Origin of the sequence: [Ruminococcus] lactaris ATCC 29176 (genome assembly GCF_025152405.1) — a bacterium.
GTDB classification, from domain to species: Bacteria; Bacillota; Clostridia; order Lachnospirales; family Lachnospiraceae; genus Mediterraneibacter; species Mediterraneibacter lactaris.
Genome location: NZ_CP102292.1, coordinates 1,598,537 through 1,613,835 on the forward strand (window position 1 = coordinate 1,598,537; position 15,299 = coordinate 1,613,835).

13 protein-coding genes and 1 tRNA gene are annotated in these 15,299 nt (G+C 42.8%); 4 read left to right on the forward strand and 10 right to left on the reverse strand.

Annotated elements, in window-relative coordinates:
• Window positions 1–9: 9 nt before the first annotated feature.
• Window positions 10–1,890 carry an asparagine synthase (glutamine-hydrolyzing) gene (gene asnB, locus NQ541_RS07530; RefSeq protein WP_005610903.1) on the reverse strand — a complete coding sequence of 627 codons (1,881 nt, stop codon included), beginning with the start codon at window positions 1,888–1,890 and terminating at the stop codon, window positions 10–12.
• 179 nt (window positions 1,891–2,069) lie between these two features.
• Window positions 2,070–2,144, reverse strand: a tRNA-Pro gene (locus NQ541_RS07535).
• Window positions 2,145–2,257: 113 nt separating this feature from the next.
• Here NQ541_RS07535 and NQ541_RS07540 point away from each other — a divergent pair.
• From NQ541_RS07540 to NQ541_RS07550, 3 genes are read left to right on the forward strand one after another with little or no spacing between them, the layout of a single operon-like run.
• Window positions 2,258–2,563: a spore coat associated protein CotJA gene (locus NQ541_RS07540; protein WP_226978712.1), complete on the forward strand. Its 306-nt coding sequence runs from the start codon at window positions 2,258–2,260 to the stop codon at window positions 2,561–2,563.
• Window positions 2,554–2,832: a spore coat protein CotJB gene (locus NQ541_RS07545; RefSeq protein WP_023922908.1), complete on the forward strand. Its 279-nt coding sequence runs from the start codon at window positions 2,554–2,556 to the stop codon at window positions 2,830–2,832. Before NQ541_RS07540 ends, NQ541_RS07545 begins: the two co-directional genes overlap by 10 nt.
• Window positions 2,833–2,834: 2 nt before the next feature.
• Window positions 2,835–3,431, forward strand: a complete 597-nt coding sequence (locus NQ541_RS07550) for a manganese catalase family protein (RefSeq protein ID WP_005610899.1) — start codon at window positions 2,835–2,837, stop codon at window positions 3,429–3,431.
• 105 nt (window positions 3,432–3,536) lie between these two features.
• On the opposite strand, the gene NQ541_RS07555 is transcribed toward NQ541_RS07550, so the two are convergent.
• From NQ541_RS07555 to NQ541_RS07590, 8 genes are all read right to left on the reverse strand, one after another.
• Window positions 3,537–4,877 carry a S1C family serine protease gene (locus tag NQ541_RS07555; protein WP_005610898.1) on the reverse strand — a complete coding sequence of 447 codons (1,341 nt, stop codon included), beginning with the start codon at window positions 4,875–4,877 and terminating at the stop codon, window positions 3,537–3,539.
• 153 nt (window positions 4,878–5,030) lie between these two features.
• Complete coding sequence (locus NQ541_RS07560) at window positions 5,031–6,560, reverse strand: cohesin domain-containing protein (RefSeq protein WP_005610897.1); 1,530 nt, start codon at window positions 6,558–6,560, stop codon at window positions 5,031–5,033.
• 60 nt (window positions 6,561–6,620) lie between these two features.
• A complete protein-coding gene (locus NQ541_RS07565; RefSeq protein ID WP_005610896.1) occupies window positions 6,621–8,003 on the reverse strand; it encodes an LCP family protein in 1,383 nt (460 codons plus the stop codon).
• Window positions 8,004–8,028: 25 nt separating this feature from the next.
• Window positions 8,029–9,243: an immunoglobulin-like domain-containing protein gene (locus NQ541_RS07570; protein WP_049905093.1), complete on the reverse strand. Its 1,215-nt coding sequence runs from the start codon at window positions 9,241–9,243 to the stop codon at window positions 8,029–8,031.
• Window positions 9,174–10,478, reverse strand: a complete 1,305-nt coding sequence (locus NQ541_RS07575; RefSeq protein ID WP_005610893.1) for a glycosyltransferase — start codon at window positions 10,476–10,478, stop codon at window positions 9,174–9,176. Before NQ541_RS07575 ends, NQ541_RS07570 begins: the two co-directional genes overlap by 70 nt.
• On the reverse strand, window positions 10,468–11,739 hold the full coding sequence (locus NQ541_RS07580) for a glycosyltransferase (RefSeq protein ID WP_005610892.1): 1,272 nt from the start codon (window positions 11,737–11,739) through the stop codon (window positions 10,468–10,470). The genes NQ541_RS07575 and NQ541_RS07580 overlap by 11 nt, the downstream gene beginning before the upstream one ends.
• The gene (locus tag NQ541_RS07585) at window positions 11,732–12,487 is read right to left on the reverse strand and encodes a WecB/TagA/CpsF family glycosyltransferase (RefSeq protein ID WP_005610891.1); all 756 of its coding nucleotides are present in this window, start codon (window positions 12,485–12,487) and stop codon (window positions 11,732–11,734) included. Before NQ541_RS07585 ends, NQ541_RS07580 begins: the two co-directional genes overlap by 8 nt.
• A 21-nt stretch (window positions 12,488–12,508) precedes the next feature.
• A complete protein-coding gene (locus tag NQ541_RS07590; protein ID WP_005610890.1) occupies window positions 12,509–13,876 on the reverse strand; it encodes a sugar transferase in 1,368 nt (455 codons plus the stop codon).
• A gap of 185 nt (window positions 13,877–14,061) precedes the next feature.
• Between NQ541_RS07590 and NQ541_RS07595 the strand changes: the two genes are divergently transcribed.
• Complete coding sequence (locus NQ541_RS07595; RefSeq protein ID WP_023922894.1) at window positions 14,062–15,282, forward strand: O-antigen ligase family protein; 1,221 nt, start codon at window positions 14,062–14,064, stop codon at window positions 15,280–15,282.
• Window positions 15,283–15,299 lie beyond the last annotated feature (17 nt).

A 15,299-nucleotide genomic window follows, 5' to 3' on the forward strand; every position in this document is an offset into this window, starting at 1 on the left:
CCTTTTGTCCTATCTTGTATGCATGGCAGGATGTACCGGCTTACCATGTCCGAAATATCTGTCATACCATACAAGGAAAATGTAAACTGTCCAGATCTTACGGCTGTTATCGGTCTTTTCATTGCTGTTCTTTCCTGCCTTATGATCATCCAGCATTTTAATCAGTAACTTTGTATCAAAAAATTTCTTTGCAGCATCCGTCTGAAACATCTCTTTTACCCGTGAATAATAACGATCTTCTTTCAGCCATACACGGATCGGAATCGGGAATCCGAGTTTCTTCTTTTCGGCAGTCTTGCTACGGATATTTCTTTCTGCTGCCGCTCTTAAAGCTACTTTTGTCTGCGGAGCACGAACCTTATAGTCCAACGGCAATGTCTCTGCAAGTTCCAGCACCTTCTTATCAAGGAACGGAACTCTTACTTCCAGGGAATTTGCCATTCCCATCTTATCTCCCTTCATGAGGATATCATGTACCAGCCATAAATGAAGATCTACATACTGCATCTTTGTGACCGGATCCTTTCCTTTCACTCTGTCATATAAAGGCTTCGTGATCTTCTGAATGCCCGGTTTACAGCCGTTTTTCAGGATCTTATTCGCTTCACGCTCTGTAAAAATATTCGTTGCATTGGCAAAATATCTTTCTTCCAGTGTCTTGCCATGACGCATCAGGAAACCTCTTCCTTTCATTCCACGAGGCAGGCAGCGTTCTGCAAATGCTCCAAGGAACCGACGGATCGGCATTGGGATCTTATTAAAAGACGTATGCTCCAATGGCTCACAGTAAATATTATACCCTCCAAACAGTTCGTCCGATCCCTCTCCTGAAAGAACAACCTTTACTTTTTTGGATGCCTCTTCACTTAAAAAGTACAGTGCAATCGCTGCCGGATCAGCCACCGGCTCATCCATATAGTACTGAATATCAGACAGTCTGTCCCAGTACTCTTCCGGTGTGATCACTTTTGCATCATTCTTCATATTAATGCTTGCGGCAAATTCCTTTGCATCCTGGATCTCACTGTATTTTCCTTCATCAAATCCTACTGTAAAAGTACGATCCACCTGTCCCAGATAAGTCAGATAACTGGAATCTACTCCGCTCGACAGATAGGAGGCAACCTCTACATCACTGATCTTATGCATGGCAACCGATTCTTTCATAACCGCTTCCACATCATCCACGATCTCTTCAAAAGATTTTTCTGTATCCCCTGTAAAATTCGGTTCAAAATAACGGGTAATGTTCAGTTCACCATTCTCATAAGTAAAATAATGTCCCGGCTGTAGACAGAACACCCCTTTGAAAAAAGTCTCATTTGTAGGGACAAACTGGAAAGAAAGATAATTTCCAAGTGCATCCTCATTAAATACCTTGTCAAATTTCGGATGCTCCATAAATGCCTTGATCTCTGATGCAAACATCAGCGTTCCATTCATCTGTGCATAATACAGCGGTTTGATTCCGAAAATATCCCTTGCCACAAATAATTTCTTTTTCCTGGTATCCCAAATGGCAAAGGCATACATCCCACGCAGTCTTTCCACCAGACTTTCGCCCCACTCTTCATAGCCGTGGATCAATGTCTCAGAATCTGTATTGGATACAAAAGTATGTCCCGCATCCTGAAGCTCTTTCTTCAGCTCCTGATAATTATAAATCTCTCCATTAAATACAAGAACCATGCTTTTGTCTTCATTATAAAGAGGCTGATCTCCTACTGAGGAAAGATCGATGATACTCAGACGTCTGAATCCAAGTGCAGCATCCTCATCCACATATTTTCCCTCGCTGTCCGGCCCACGGTGTATGATGGTATTCATCATATTAACAAGTACCTGTTCTCTGTCATCAACACTTCCGACAAATCCTGCAAATCCACACATATACTATCCGCTCCTTTTATAATTTCTCTTTTTACTAGGTTCGGGGAAATTCCTTTTTAATTGAAAAATACTGTGAGCGTTCAAGTTTCACAGTATCCCCATTGATAACTCTATTAAATTCCAGTCTTTCAGGCAAAACACTCCGGCTTTCCCGGACCGTCCTGTCCTGTTCGTTGCACTCGGGGTGACAGGATTCGAACCTGCGACCTCACGGCCCCCAGCCGTGCACTCTAACCAAACTGAGCCACACCCCGCCAACTCGTACATTATAAATGATTTATATTCAAATGTAAAGAGGACACTTTCTCACATTTCGTTTAAAATTCCATACAATAATTCTGTAGATACCAGGAAAGGAGTTTTTTCATTGCCAATTTATCAGAATCAAATAAACCAGCACCGTTCCTGTCAGTCCGGACATAGCTGCAACTGCCGCCGTCCTGTCCCGGAACCCTGCAGCCATCCTGTCAGTCAGAAAATCCAGCCTGTACCGGCAAAACCTGACTGTGGCTGCGGTATAAAAGATCCTCTGGAAGATCTTCCGATTGCAATGGCTTATGTTCCATGGCAGCGTTGGAGAGATCTTTACGATTCCAACAAAGGATTCCACCGTGGCACGATTTTCCGGGACCTTGATAAGTCATTTTGTGGAAAAGGAGGCGTATGTCAGTGACCTGTCAGAAAATGAATCGCAGAGAACTTTTAAATTATATCAATGAGATCAGCTTTGCCGTAGATGACACAAAATTATTTCTGGATACACATCCATGGGATCAGAATGCACTCCTCTTTTTTAATGAATGCAGCCGAAAGCGGAATGAAGCATTACGGGAATATGCTTCTGCCTATGGTCCGCTTACGATCGATACTGCAACTGCCTGTGAGTCTGATTACTGGTCCTGGATCAATGAGCCATGGCCATGGCAGGAAGGAGGCTGCTGAATATGTGGAATTATGAAAAAAGATTACAGTACCCTGTCAGGATTACACAGACTAATCCCCGTCTTGCACAGGTTATTATCAGCCAGTTTGGCGGTCCTGACGGGGAACTGGGTGCATCTATGCGGTATTTATCCCAAAGGTATACCATGCCATATAAAGAAGTTACCGGAATACTGACCGATATTGGAACAGAAGAGCTTGCCCACCTTGAGATCGTCTGTGCGATTGTCCACCAGTTGACCCGCAATCTTTCCCCTGAGGAGATCGAACATTCCGGATTTGCTCCCTATTATGTGGATCACACTCTTGCTCTCTGGCCACAGTCTGCAGGAGGTGTCCCCTGGAGTGCAACAACATTTCAGTCAAAAGGGGATCCGATCACCGATCTCCATGAAGATCTCAGTGCTGAACAGAAAGCACGCACTACCTATGATAATATTCTCCGGCTGATCAAAGATCCTGAAGTCTGTGATCCGATCCGTTTCTTAAGGGAACGGGAGATCGTACATTACCAGAGATTCGGTGAAAGTCTCCGCATTGTTCAGGAAAAACTGGACAGTAAGAATTTTTATGCTGTCAATCCTGAATTTGACCGGTAATTCTGTCCGGCACTGATGAGAAAAAAGGCTGACACTCTGCGATTCTTGCTCGTAAAAGTGTCAGCCTCTTTGCATATTATAACACAAACTCAGCTTTTATGCTTTTTATTTACTTGTCTGCTTTGCTCCTAAAGTAACATTCACACTCTGCTCCTGATACTCTCCATTGCTCTGTGGTACCTGGATCGTAAGCTCTACTTCATCACCTTTTGCATAATACTGCAGTTGTTCCTGAAGATCATCCATGCTTGAAACCGTTGTTCCGTTGATTCCTGTAATGATGCATCCCCTTGTCATGCCTGCTTTTTCTGCTCCGCCACCTTTAGTAACTTCTGATACATATACACCTTCTGGCATATTCAACTGCTGGGAATACTCTGTAGAAACGCTCATTCCCTTGATTCCGATTGCTCCCTGATCTGCTTCGGCAACTTTGGTCTTTGTCTCCTGATTCATCAGGTTCTCGATCAGATCTGATACATCACTGATCGGGATCGCATATCCAACACCCTCAACAGAATCTCCTACCAGCTTGGATGAATTAATTCCAATTACTTCACCACTGGCATTGACAAGAGCTCCGCCACTATTTCCAGGATTGATCGCTGCATCTGTCTGAATCAGTTTCACACTGCTCTCTGTCGTTTCTCCGGTTGTCTGGTCTGTCTCTGATACAGAACGGTTCAAAGCACTGATGACTCCTGTTGTAACTGACTGTCCATATCCAAGTGCATTTCCGATCGCGATCGCCGGTTCTCCCACTTTCAGCTCTGTAGAATCACCAAGCGTTGCAACTGAGATAGCCTTCTTCGTATCTTCAGAAATAGAATCCAGCGGAACTGCAACCACAGCAACATCATATTCTGAATCCGTTCCTTTAATATTTGCTTCAACACTGTTGCCATCTGCAAAGGTAACTGTCAGTGTATCACTTCCGGCAACCACATGGTTATTTGTCACAACCAGAAGTTCTGAATCATTCTGTGAAATGATGATTCCTGTACCGGCACTTTCACTTTCCTGCTTGGAAGTTCCTCCGAAATAGTTCTGAACCTCCTGCACACTCATATTCGTAATAGAAACGATGGATGGCATTACATTTTCCACCACACTGGATACATCTGATGTGACCACACTGGATGTCTTCGTCAGTGATGCATTACTGGTAACTGCACTGGTCGATGTAGTACTGGTACTTTTCTGCGTTGTTCCGAGCTTCAGTACTTTCGTTCCCACATAATTAGTAGTAAGGAATGTAGCACTTGATACAACTCCGAACATCAGTGCCAGTCCTGTTACCGCAACAGCCTTCGGCATTTTTTTATGCTCCTTTTTCTTTTTTGGTGTCTTTCCATCATCACCCTGTCCATTATTATAAAATGTCGTACCGTTTGATGTATTTCCTTCTGTCTCATTTGGATTATAATAACTATACTGATTATCCATGATTCATACCCGCTTTCTCTTATATTTATTTTGTATTTCTTTTATGGTTATATAGTAATAAAGGATTGTGATGAAAGTGTGTTCATTTGATTAACAAATGTTGAAAGCAGGCACATTATGATCAATTTCATAATATGCCTGCCTCTCTTTTCCTTACAGATCTACAAAATCCACATCATATTCCGGGTTTTTTCTGCCTCTTCGTGGTCTCTTAAAATTTCTTGTATCTCCTTTTAAAGGATCTGCCTTCTCATCTTCTTCTATCTCGCTGTCATCATATTCGTCGTATTCATCGTCATACTCGTCTTCATACTCATCGTCGTATTCATCGTCATACTCATCATCGTCTTCGTCTTCATACTCATCATCGTCTTCGTCTTCATATTCATCGTCGTACTCGTCTTCGTACTCATCGTCGTATTCATCGTCATACTCGTCTTCATACTCATCGTCCGGCTCTTTCTCTGCCTTGCGGTTTTTTTTCTTCTTTGCCGGCTTTTCTTCTTCCTCTTCAAACGGGATATCGTACTCATCATAAAGATCATCCAGTTCCTGATTTCTGTGAACAAGCTTGATTGCAAAAATGATCATGAGGATCAGAAGAATCAGAACAAATGCTCCTGCTGCGATCAGGACAAATAAAGTATGATCTGCGATAAAATTTCCTATTTTAGAAAGAGCTGACTCATTCGTCTTCTCTTTTACCTGCTCTGTCGGTGTCTCAACCGCCTGATAAGTTCCATCTGATGAATCATACTGATAAAATCCTTTTTCTCCGGTTCTTGTATTTAAAGCATACATCAGATCATACCGGTCATTCTCCGGATCAGCCCAGTAAGGATAACTCTGGTCTCCAACTGTCAGTTCTCCCTGCTGATAAGAAGACGGAAGCGATACATCTCCTGTATCACTCAGAAGAATGATCGAGGTACTGTCTGAAATCTGAATCTCCGTATACGGTAAAAATGTAGCATCCTCTTCATTATAAAGGAAAAACTTTCCTGTTCCCGCAGAATCTACAAGATATCCGATACATACACCTGCACCATTCTTCGCAAATTTTCTTTCTTCACCATTGAATGTAAGCTTTGTTTCTGTATATCCCTCCGGAAGATCTGCTGCAGTAAATGCCTCTGAGAAGAGATAATCTGTCCCGTTTACTGAAACTGTGATATTGGTTGTCTCTCCGGCAACGGGAGTCCCTCCCTCTGCCGCAGTTGTCGTAATCTCTGTACTGCCATCATCGCCTGCTGCTACTTTTACTGCGGAAGAACCTTCTGCCAGTGTCAGTGTCTCGTCATTGTAAAGATACGCTTTGGAGCTTTGAACACTGATCGTTGTATCTCCGGCTTTCAGTGCTTTAAACTGAAGTGTCGTACGCAGTTCATTCTCAGAACCTGTTCCACTGCCTGAGTAAGTCAGATTCCCTGAGCCATCTGCCTGAACACCATCACCACTGACAAATTCAAGAGCAGATGTATCATAGCTCATTGTGATATCTGCATCTCCGATCGCATCTCCTCCGGTCTTTACAACCAGGCTTACATCTACCGTTTCTCCTACCTTTGTCTCCGGGTCTGAGAACATCAGTTGTCCCTGTGCAGCACTGACAATCGTGCCAAACATTGGTACTGTAAGGCAGACCGATAAAATCATCGCTGCTGCTTTTTTCATCATCTTCATGTAACTACCCCTTTGTTCATATTAGATTTAAGTCATTATCTCTTATCATACACGGTTTTTCTATAATTGTCCACCATTTTCACCAGTTCCACTGCTGTCTCCACTGCTGTCTCCCGGATCGGTTTCACCGGTATCTGCTCCCGGATTTCCATCACCGGTTCCACTGTCTGTTCCGGGATCAGTTCCACTATTTCCATTATCTGACGGCTGATCCGGTACTGTCGGCTCATAGTCATCAGGAGCCGATGGCTGTGGTTCATTATAGGTCCGATCCTGCGTCCCTCCCGTGGATGATGAATCACTTTTTCCCGATGAATTTCCTGAATCCTGTGCATTTCCACCTGTGCCGACCCTCGCAGCAATTTTTTCACTGATACTGTTCACTTTAGAAGACGGACTGTAATCATTTACCCCATATAGAAATTGATGAAGTGCAGATACATTCGATGTCAGATCTTCCGGGATTACAATACTTCCAAGTCCTGATATCGTATCAGTCGATTTATCCTGTGGGAATCCCATATTACCGGATAATTGATACTCCGTATAAGCCTGGGCATAATAAAGGATATCAGAAAGTGTAAAATTGGTTGCAACCTGTGGAAATACCTTGTCGATGATCGCATTCAAAGTCATAAGATCCGCATTTTTTGCCTTTTCTACGATTTTTTCAATAACCAGACGCTGTCGCTCTGTTCTTGTAAAGTCACCACCGGCTGTCGACCGGATTCTTGCATAAGTCGTTGCCTGAACTCCGTCTAATAACTGAAGTCCTGCAGTTTCTACCCGGTGTGCCTCTTTTCCTGCAGAGTCTGCAGTTTCCTGAACAAACTTGTTGAGATACTGGATCTCTTCCTCTTTGATCTCGATCTCCACTCCGCCCAGCAGATCAATCGCATCTGCAATGGCACCGAAATCTACGGTCACATATTTCTGGATATCAAGATCTAGATTCAAATTCAGCATATTGACAGCCTGCGTTGGTCCTCCATAACTGTAAGCAGCATTACATTTCTGAAGAGTTCCGTCAGAAAGATCCAGCAGTGTATCCCGGTAAACTGATATCATCTTTACTTCCTTCGTCTCATTATTCAGACTGGCTACAATAATACAGTCCGTGCGGTTTCCCTTTCCAAGATTTCCATCACGGGAATCCACACCAAAGAGGGCGATATTGGTATAACCTTTTCCCAGATTGATCTCCCCGTTCTTCTCCTGAACTTCCTCATTGATAATCAGATCCTTTGCCTCAATATCCTGCGTCTGGATCTTTCCCCACTTTGCTGCGACATAAATTGCTGCCGCAGAAAAAGTACAGATCAGCACCCCTACGGTGCAGAGCAGGACCCGCTGCCACATTTTCAACTTCATAAACCAGTTCTTATTTTTTTCTTTCGCTGCCGCTGCACGCCTTCTACCGCGTCTTCTCACTTCTCTGCCCATAAGAAGCACCTCTCTTTATTCCTCTTTAGTTGATCTCTGAAATAAACTGATCTAATGACTGACTTCCTAACATTCGTACTCTCGTCAGAGCATAGGGATCATCTCCCGGATAACATTTGCCCGGTTCTGTCGTAACTGCACATAAAAATCCAGCCTCTTCCACCGTCTGTTCACACTCTGCCGTATAATCCCCGAACGGATATGCAAGTGCATCTCCATTTCCACAATACTCAATGGATTTCTTCAGATCTGCCAGGGCTTCTTCTTTCGATAAAGCCGGGAAAATACCTCCGTGTCCGTAAGTTCCACCACCACGGTGCATATTATCTGTATGCGACTCCAGTGTCAGATACTGATTATTTCGGTAAGGATCCAACATGCTTTTATCATTATAATAACTGGTGATCACGAAAGAAGTTGCAGGTGTCTGATACTTTTCAAATAAAGGGATTGCCAGTTCTATATACAGCGGACCATCATCAAAAGAAAGTACAATGCTTTTATCCGGAAGGATTCTCTCTCCGTCCAGATATTCCCTCACTTCTTTCCAGGTCGGAAAATAATAGTCATTCTCATGCAGATATTTCAATTCTTCTTCCAGTGTTCCCACTTCTATATAATTGGAGTTCAGATTCTCCGGGACACTGTTAGCATCATATACATAATGATACATACAAATCGGAAGACCTTTTGCTCCATATTCTTTATTCGGAGTCACCGTAACGGTTCTCTGTGCTGAGATTTCTTTTCCTTTGGGATCGGTGGCTTTATAAACCAACTGGTGTTCTCCTGCCGTATTCAGATCATATTCCTCCAGACTGACGCTGATATCTGTTCTATTCCCCTGCCGGTCTTTCACAACTGCACCGGCATCCTCATACGGATCTCCAAGCCTGACAGTCACTTCACTGTCACCCTGAAGTTCTATCGTATAATCGGATGTCCCGCTCTGAGCATCTTTCTTTTTTGTATCCTTTGATCCCCCCTTATTTTCAGATGTCGGGGGACTTCCCGCAGTATGACTTCTTTTCCACAGAAAAATTCCTGCCATCCCCGCTGCCAGGATCAGTACCACAACAATTCCAAAAAGCCTTCTTCTCCGCCGAAGTCTTCTGGATCTTCTTCGATGTCTCTGCCTTCTGCCTGAAGTCTGCATATGCGGCTGTCTACTTACCGGTTCCCGTCTGCTTCTTCGCAGTGCTTCATTTCTTCTATGATTGCTTTTGCCTTTTCTTCCCATGTATTCTCCAATGCTTCCCTGTCTAACAGTTCTATATACGCTTTATCTGACCTTTTTCCCAATGCCTCATCCAGTTTTGCTTCAAATTCCTTATGGTCATGCCCGATCAGGACTGACTGATACTTTCTGCACTCATCCATGTCAGTCGTGACGATCGGCTTATTCAATGCCATATATTCAAACAATTTGACCGGAGAGGTTGCTTTTGTGATCTCATTGATCAAAAACGGGATGGTCAGTACATCCATCTTTGCAGCATAATTCTGCAATACATGATAATCCCTTGAACCCAGGAAATGGACATTCTCCTGTCTGTCAAGCCCCGCCTTTTCATAAGAATCATCATATTTAATTCCAAACAGTACGATCTGATACTTTCCCGTCTCTGCAAGTTCTTTAACAAGCTGATAATCAAACCACTTTGCCAATGCCCCGTAATATCCGATCATCGGCTGTCCCTTTTCAAGAATCTCTGCAAATTCTTTTTCAAACTTAAAGTCCGGATCAATTTCATTATGGAAATGGTTATAATCCACACCGTTACAAGAAAACACCAGATGAGAATCCCCTCTTTTTGACAGGACATCCCTTTGCAGTGCATCTGCTGTTACAACCACGATCGAGTCTTTCTCCTTCATGGTCTTCTCGTACTTTTCCCTGACATTGACCGGCAATTCATCCGTTCCGGCAAGGTGAGGATTCAGATCATCAATATATTCATATACAACCTTATATCCACGTCGCTCATACTCCTCGATCTGCCCTTTGGTCAGTGTCCAGTCTGTTGAATAGAACTGAACATATCTTGGTTTTTCCTGCTGCTCAATGGCTTCAAAAATATAGTTAGCAAATGCCTTATTCATAAAATTGACAAGGTAAAGATTTTCTGACTGTCTTTTGATCCTTTTTACATCATCTGTAAATCTTGTCACTTCATACAGCACCAGGGTTCTCTGCTTTGCAAAGTTAGTAAAAATATGCTGCGGTCTCTGATACAGAGGCACATCCCATCCAAAAGAACTTCTCCATACCACAATGCGGTCGTAGTCTTCTCTCTCCAGCATCCGCTTCAATCGCTTTCGGATCTCCTTTTTATTCAATGCCACATAGATTTTCTCTTTCATCGAAATCCGCACAATATAATTGGAATAAATATATCCGGTCATTTTTTTTATTGTTCCGGTCAGTCCATATTTTTTTACAAGATTTTTCACTTTGCTCAGCTTATCTTTCATTTTTCAGCTCCTTTTTCACACTGTCCGGCATTCCGCCTTCTTTAATAAAATCCTTCAGCTCTGCCGCTTTTGCTTTCCAGTCGTTCGCTCTGGCACACTCCATCAACCTGCTTTGGAACTCTTCTGACTTTCCTTTTTCTGCCAGCTTAAGAACATCCTCCACAAAATCTTCTTTTGTATCAGCGATCTTTACCAGTTCATACTTTTTGCACTCCGGCAGTGATGTTGCAACAACCGGTTTTCCCATAGCCATATACTCAAATAACTTCACCGGAGAGGTAGATTCCGTAATATCATTCACAACAAACGGGATCATACATACATCAAAAAAATGTGCATAACCGGCAAGTTCTTCATATGGTCTCTTTCCGAGAAATCTGACATTTTTATATTCTAAAATGCCACTTTCCTGCAGACTTGCATCATGCTCGATCCCGATCAGGATGATCTGTATCTCCGGATGGTCTGCCAGTGCCTTCAGCAGATCATAGTCCACCCAGCTTGCCATTGCCCCGTAATAACCTGCTTTCACAGAATCCGGCCTGAGCCAGGACAGGTACTCTTTCTCTCCTGTCTTCTGATCCGGTGGAAATTTTTCACACTCTGCACCATTCGAGATCAATGCAGCCTTCGCAGCCGGATTAATCTTCCTGACATTTTCATATAAGCGGGTTGCCGTTGCAATAACATAAGTCGCAGGATCTTTTATAAGAGACTCATGTCTTTCAAGGATCATATCCAGTCTGCCCGGTGCGATCAGGTCAGGATTTATATCATCCACATACTCATATAAAATTTTGAATCCTTCTTGCTGATACTGACGAATCCGGCTCATTGGAACTGTATCGGTAGAATAGACCATCAGATACCTGTCCGCCCTTTTCTGACGTAACTGTCTGAGAATCTCATTCCTGTAATAATACAGATCCAGTACAAAACAATTTCCGGCTACCCGGGTGATCCTGGATGGATTTTTATAGTCCACATCATAATAAGAATTGTATAAGACCAGCGTTCTCTCATCTGCCAGCTTTTTTGTCAGATGCTGGGGACGCTGAAGCATGATATTGTAAAACCCAAAATGGTTCTCAAAAATAATTACTGTATCAAATTCCCGGCTCAGTAATTTATCTATCGCATTCTTTCTTTTCCCACGAAGATTTTTTACGTCCCACTTCTCCTGCTTTTTCATCTTGACAGAAATCATGCGCACACTCTGCCTGATACCTTTTTCTTTAATTTTTCCGATCAGTTCACTCATGGCTTTCCTTTCTCAGAACAAACAAAAATTTTATATTATTATTCCAGAACCGTTTCAGCCGCTTTGGTTCTGTTACGATCCTGTATAACCATTCCAGATTACATTTTACGAAGAATTGCGGAGCTCTCTTTTTCATTCCACTCAGTACATCAAAACTTCCGCCGACGCCGATCAGTACGCCTTTTTTAAAAGACGCCATATGCCTGCGGATCAGGAGTTCCTGCATTGGGGCTCCCAGTGCAATCAGTGAAATATCCGGCTCTTTTTCTGCGATCCGTTCAAGAACCGCATCCTTATCTTTCACATATCCATTTTCATATCCGCATAAATAAATCCCCGGATATTCTCTTTCGATCTCTTTAGCCAGCGTCTCTACCACCTCAGGCTTTGCTCCAAAAAGGAACAGGCTTTTTCGGTTTTTATCTGCCCATTCAAAAAGATCACTGCAGATTTCAACACCCGGAATCCTTTCCTTTATATGAAATCCCAGCTTTTTCCCGCCTATGAGGATTCCAATCCCGTCTGCAACGATCGTCGTATCCTCCGCCATCAGCAGTCCTCTTACCTCTTTCATCCGGTCGGCAAGCATAAAGATTTCAGGATTGGCAGTCACCACGCACTGCTTTTTCCCTGCCTCAATCTCCCCTTCCAGCTTTTTCATAAACTCCGCTTTTGAACCCTTATAGATCTTCTTATAATACTCTTTCACATCAAACTCCTGTATCCTGTTCTTTATGATCAGAGACAAGAAAGCCTCCTCTCCGATCTCTCAGTCTTTTTTCTCTGAAGGCTTTATCTCCTCAAACCCTTCTGTACTGTCCTTGATAAACATGATCTTTACCGTCATCAGGATCAGCCGCAGATCCAGCAGGATTGAATAATTCTGAATATACATCAGATCCAGCTTCAGCTTGTCATAAGCTGAAGTATTGTATTTTCCATAAATCTGTGCATACCCTGTCAGTCCACCTTTCACTTTCATTCTGTAGGTAAATTCCGGTACTTCCTCCACGTATTTTTCTACATGTTCCACACGTTCCGGTCTTGGACCGACCACGCTCATATTTCCAATCAGAATATCAAAGAACTGAGGAAGTTCATCCAGCCTCGTCTTGCGGATTATCTTTCCAACCGGAGTAATCCTTGCATCATCATCTGTCGCCGGGATTACTTCTCCGTCCTTTTCTGCATTTTCGATCATACTTCTGAACTTATGGATCTTAAATACCTTTCCGTTGATCGTACAACGATCCTGGACAAAAAATACTGGGCCGCCATCATATGCCTTAATGGCAATCGCGATCACCAGCATGACCGGTGAAGTAATGACCAGTGCAATAATCGATACAACCAGATCCAGTACTCTCTTTGCCAGCCGCTGGTCAAACGTCAGTCCTTCATTTTTTGCCAGCAATAACGGTGTATCAAACATATGGTTATTTTCCGAACTTCTGATAATGATATCGGAAATCTTTGGTGTGATATACGTTCTGATTCCATGTGCGTAACAATATTTTAAAAGCCGGTTGCGAAGTGGTGCATGAATATCGCAGAGAAAGACGGTATCATAATCATCAATCTTCTTTACGACCATGTCCCACTCCTCATCCACATTAAATGATTCTTTAATGATATAACGGTCACTTCTCATCCGCACTTTCCTGCGGAACGGCATCGGGTCATACTCCTGATACAGCAAAAGTACAATTCTCGCCGGGAACAGACGCCGGAACAGCTTTGCCGAAAAGATCACCCACAGCAGGATCACCAGCATATCCACACACGTCAGACATGTCAATGGCAGGACACTTACAAATCTTGCCGAAAGAAGCACTGTCTCCAGATAAATACATACATTGGCCGCCGCTGCTGCCAGTCCATGGGAAAGGCACAGATTACTCATCCGCAGGGACCCCACATTCATTCCTCCCATAAGATACATAAAGATAAAGTAGAAGAAAGCGTAAAATGCTCCCATCAGCCAATATCCTTTATGATAAAATGGAAATACAATTCCCCAGTTATGATATCTTTTCCAGACAACGATGAACATCCCTGTCAGCACAAGTACAAGAACCATCACAGTCAGGAATCGGATCAGACATTTATACGGATCCAGTTTATTTTGTTGCTTCATCTATCTTTGCTCCAATCAATTCATAATCATACAATTTTGATTATAGTATATAATTCCCTTTTTTTCAACAATTCAACCCCTGCAAACCTGCTCTGTACAGCAAAATAAGAATTTTTTAAGAAAATTTGACGAATTATGACAAATATATTAAACTGAAAGGCAGATTAATCAAAGGAGATCTCTATATGAAACCACAAACCAAAAATAAAATATCATTCCTTCTATATAGTTACTTTTTTCTGATCGCATTATTTTATCCAATGCAGTATGTCAGCTTTGACAGTGCTTACTATACAGAATTTACCTTTGCAGGTCTTTTTGCCGGCTTGCTGATCCTTTGGACCGTTTTCGCCTATCATCGTCCGGTCCGTCTGACTGATCCGTCTGACCGACGATTCTGCTGCTGGATCCTGGTGCTTTTAGTCCTGTATAACCTTTTTTCTCTGTATATAAACTTCACACATTCACGGTGGTTATGGGAACAGTTCAACTTTTCACTGGCGGTCTTGTTTTTTATAGTACTTCTGATCCATGGGGCAGCTTTCTTCCGGCAAGAACCTCTGGCTGTTTCGGTACTGCTGGTTTTTCAGGTTGTAACAACAATTCTTGGTATTATCGTATACTATCTGGGATACACCTCCGTTTCTTTCATAAACGGCATGGTCATACCGGTCGCAAAAGATCCGAATTATTACGAGACCCGTTTCAGTTGGATCTATTACCATAAGAGCCAGTACTGCTTTGTTCTTCTCCTCTTTATTGCTTTCAGTGTGATCTGCCGGAAGCAGTTTAAGAATAAATGGTTTTTCCCGGTTTCCAATCTTGTTTTCCTTTTTGGAATCGTGATTTCCCATACATATACTGCACTTTTTGCTGCCGTGCTGATCTATGCAGGACTTGCACTTGATGCTCTCCGGTCAAAACTCCGGACGCTCAATAAGAAGTATTTTCTTCTCCTGATTCCACCGGTCATCCTCCTGGCATTTGTTATCTGGCGTATGAGCCGTGAACGTAATATCTGGACACTTGGCAGCCGTACTTATATCTGGGCAGAAGGAATCCGACAGATACTGAAAAATCCTCTGGGGATTGGAACCGGCTTTGGACCTGCCAAATTCTCTGTTCCGGGAATTTCTTTTCAGGTCTATAACTGCCACAATGTATTTCTGAATGAAATGTGGAGATTTTCTCTGCCGGTAGGATTATTATTCACACTGATTTTTGTCAGCATCCTGATCTACTCCCTGAAAAAGAAGTTCTTTTTCCTTCATATCGGGATCTGGATTGCTTTCCTTATCTCTCTCGGAATGGATTATTCTCTTTTAGGGCGGGAATTTACTCTGACTTTCTTTTACTTTTATATGATCTTTTTCCTTCCGAATACAAAGGAACAGATTTCTGACTGAATATCACAAAAAGGCAT

Bases quoted from the DNA above. Each gene is read 5' to 3' on its own strand.
- asnB (WP_005610903.1), bottom strand. From the start codon at position 1,890: ATGTGTGGATTTGCAGGATTTGTCGGAAGTGTTGATGACAGAGAACAG.
- NQ541_RS07545 (WP_023922908.1), top strand. From the start codon at position 2,554: ATGTCAGTGACCTGTCAGAAAATGAATCGCAGAGAACTTTTAAATTAT.
- NQ541_RS07550 (WP_005610899.1), top strand. From the start codon at position 2,835: ATGTGGAATTATGAAAAAAGATTACAGTACCCTGTCAGGATTACACAG.
- NQ541_RS07555 (WP_005610898.1), bottom strand. From the start codon at position 4,877: ATGGATAATCAGTATAGTTATTATAATCCAAATGAGACAGAAGGAAAT.
- NQ541_RS07560 (WP_005610897.1), bottom strand. From the start codon at position 6,560: ATGAAGATGATGAAAAAAGCAGCAGCGATGATTTTATCGGTCTGCCTT.
- NQ541_RS07565 (WP_005610896.1), bottom strand. From the start codon at position 8,003: ATGGGCAGAGAAGTGAGAAGACGCGGTAGAAGGCGTGCAGCGGCAGCG.
- NQ541_RS07570 (WP_049905093.1), bottom strand. From the start codon at position 9,243: ATGGGAAGAAAAGGCAAAAGCAATCATAGAAGAAATGAAGCACTGCGA.
- NQ541_RS07575 (WP_005610893.1), bottom strand. From the start codon at position 10,478: ATGAAAGATAAGCTGAGCAAAGTGAAAAATCTTGTAAAAAAATATGGA.
- NQ541_RS07580 (WP_005610892.1), bottom strand. From the start codon at position 11,739: ATGAGTGAACTGATCGGAAAAATTAAAGAAAAAGGTATCAGGCAGAGT.
- NQ541_RS07590 (WP_005610890.1), bottom strand. From the start codon at position 13,876: ATGAAGCAACAAAATAAACTGGATCCGTATAAATGTCTGATCCGATTC.
- NQ541_RS07595 (WP_023922894.1), top strand. From the start codon at position 14,062: ATGAAACCACAAACCAAAAATAAAATATCATTCCTTCTATATAGTTAC.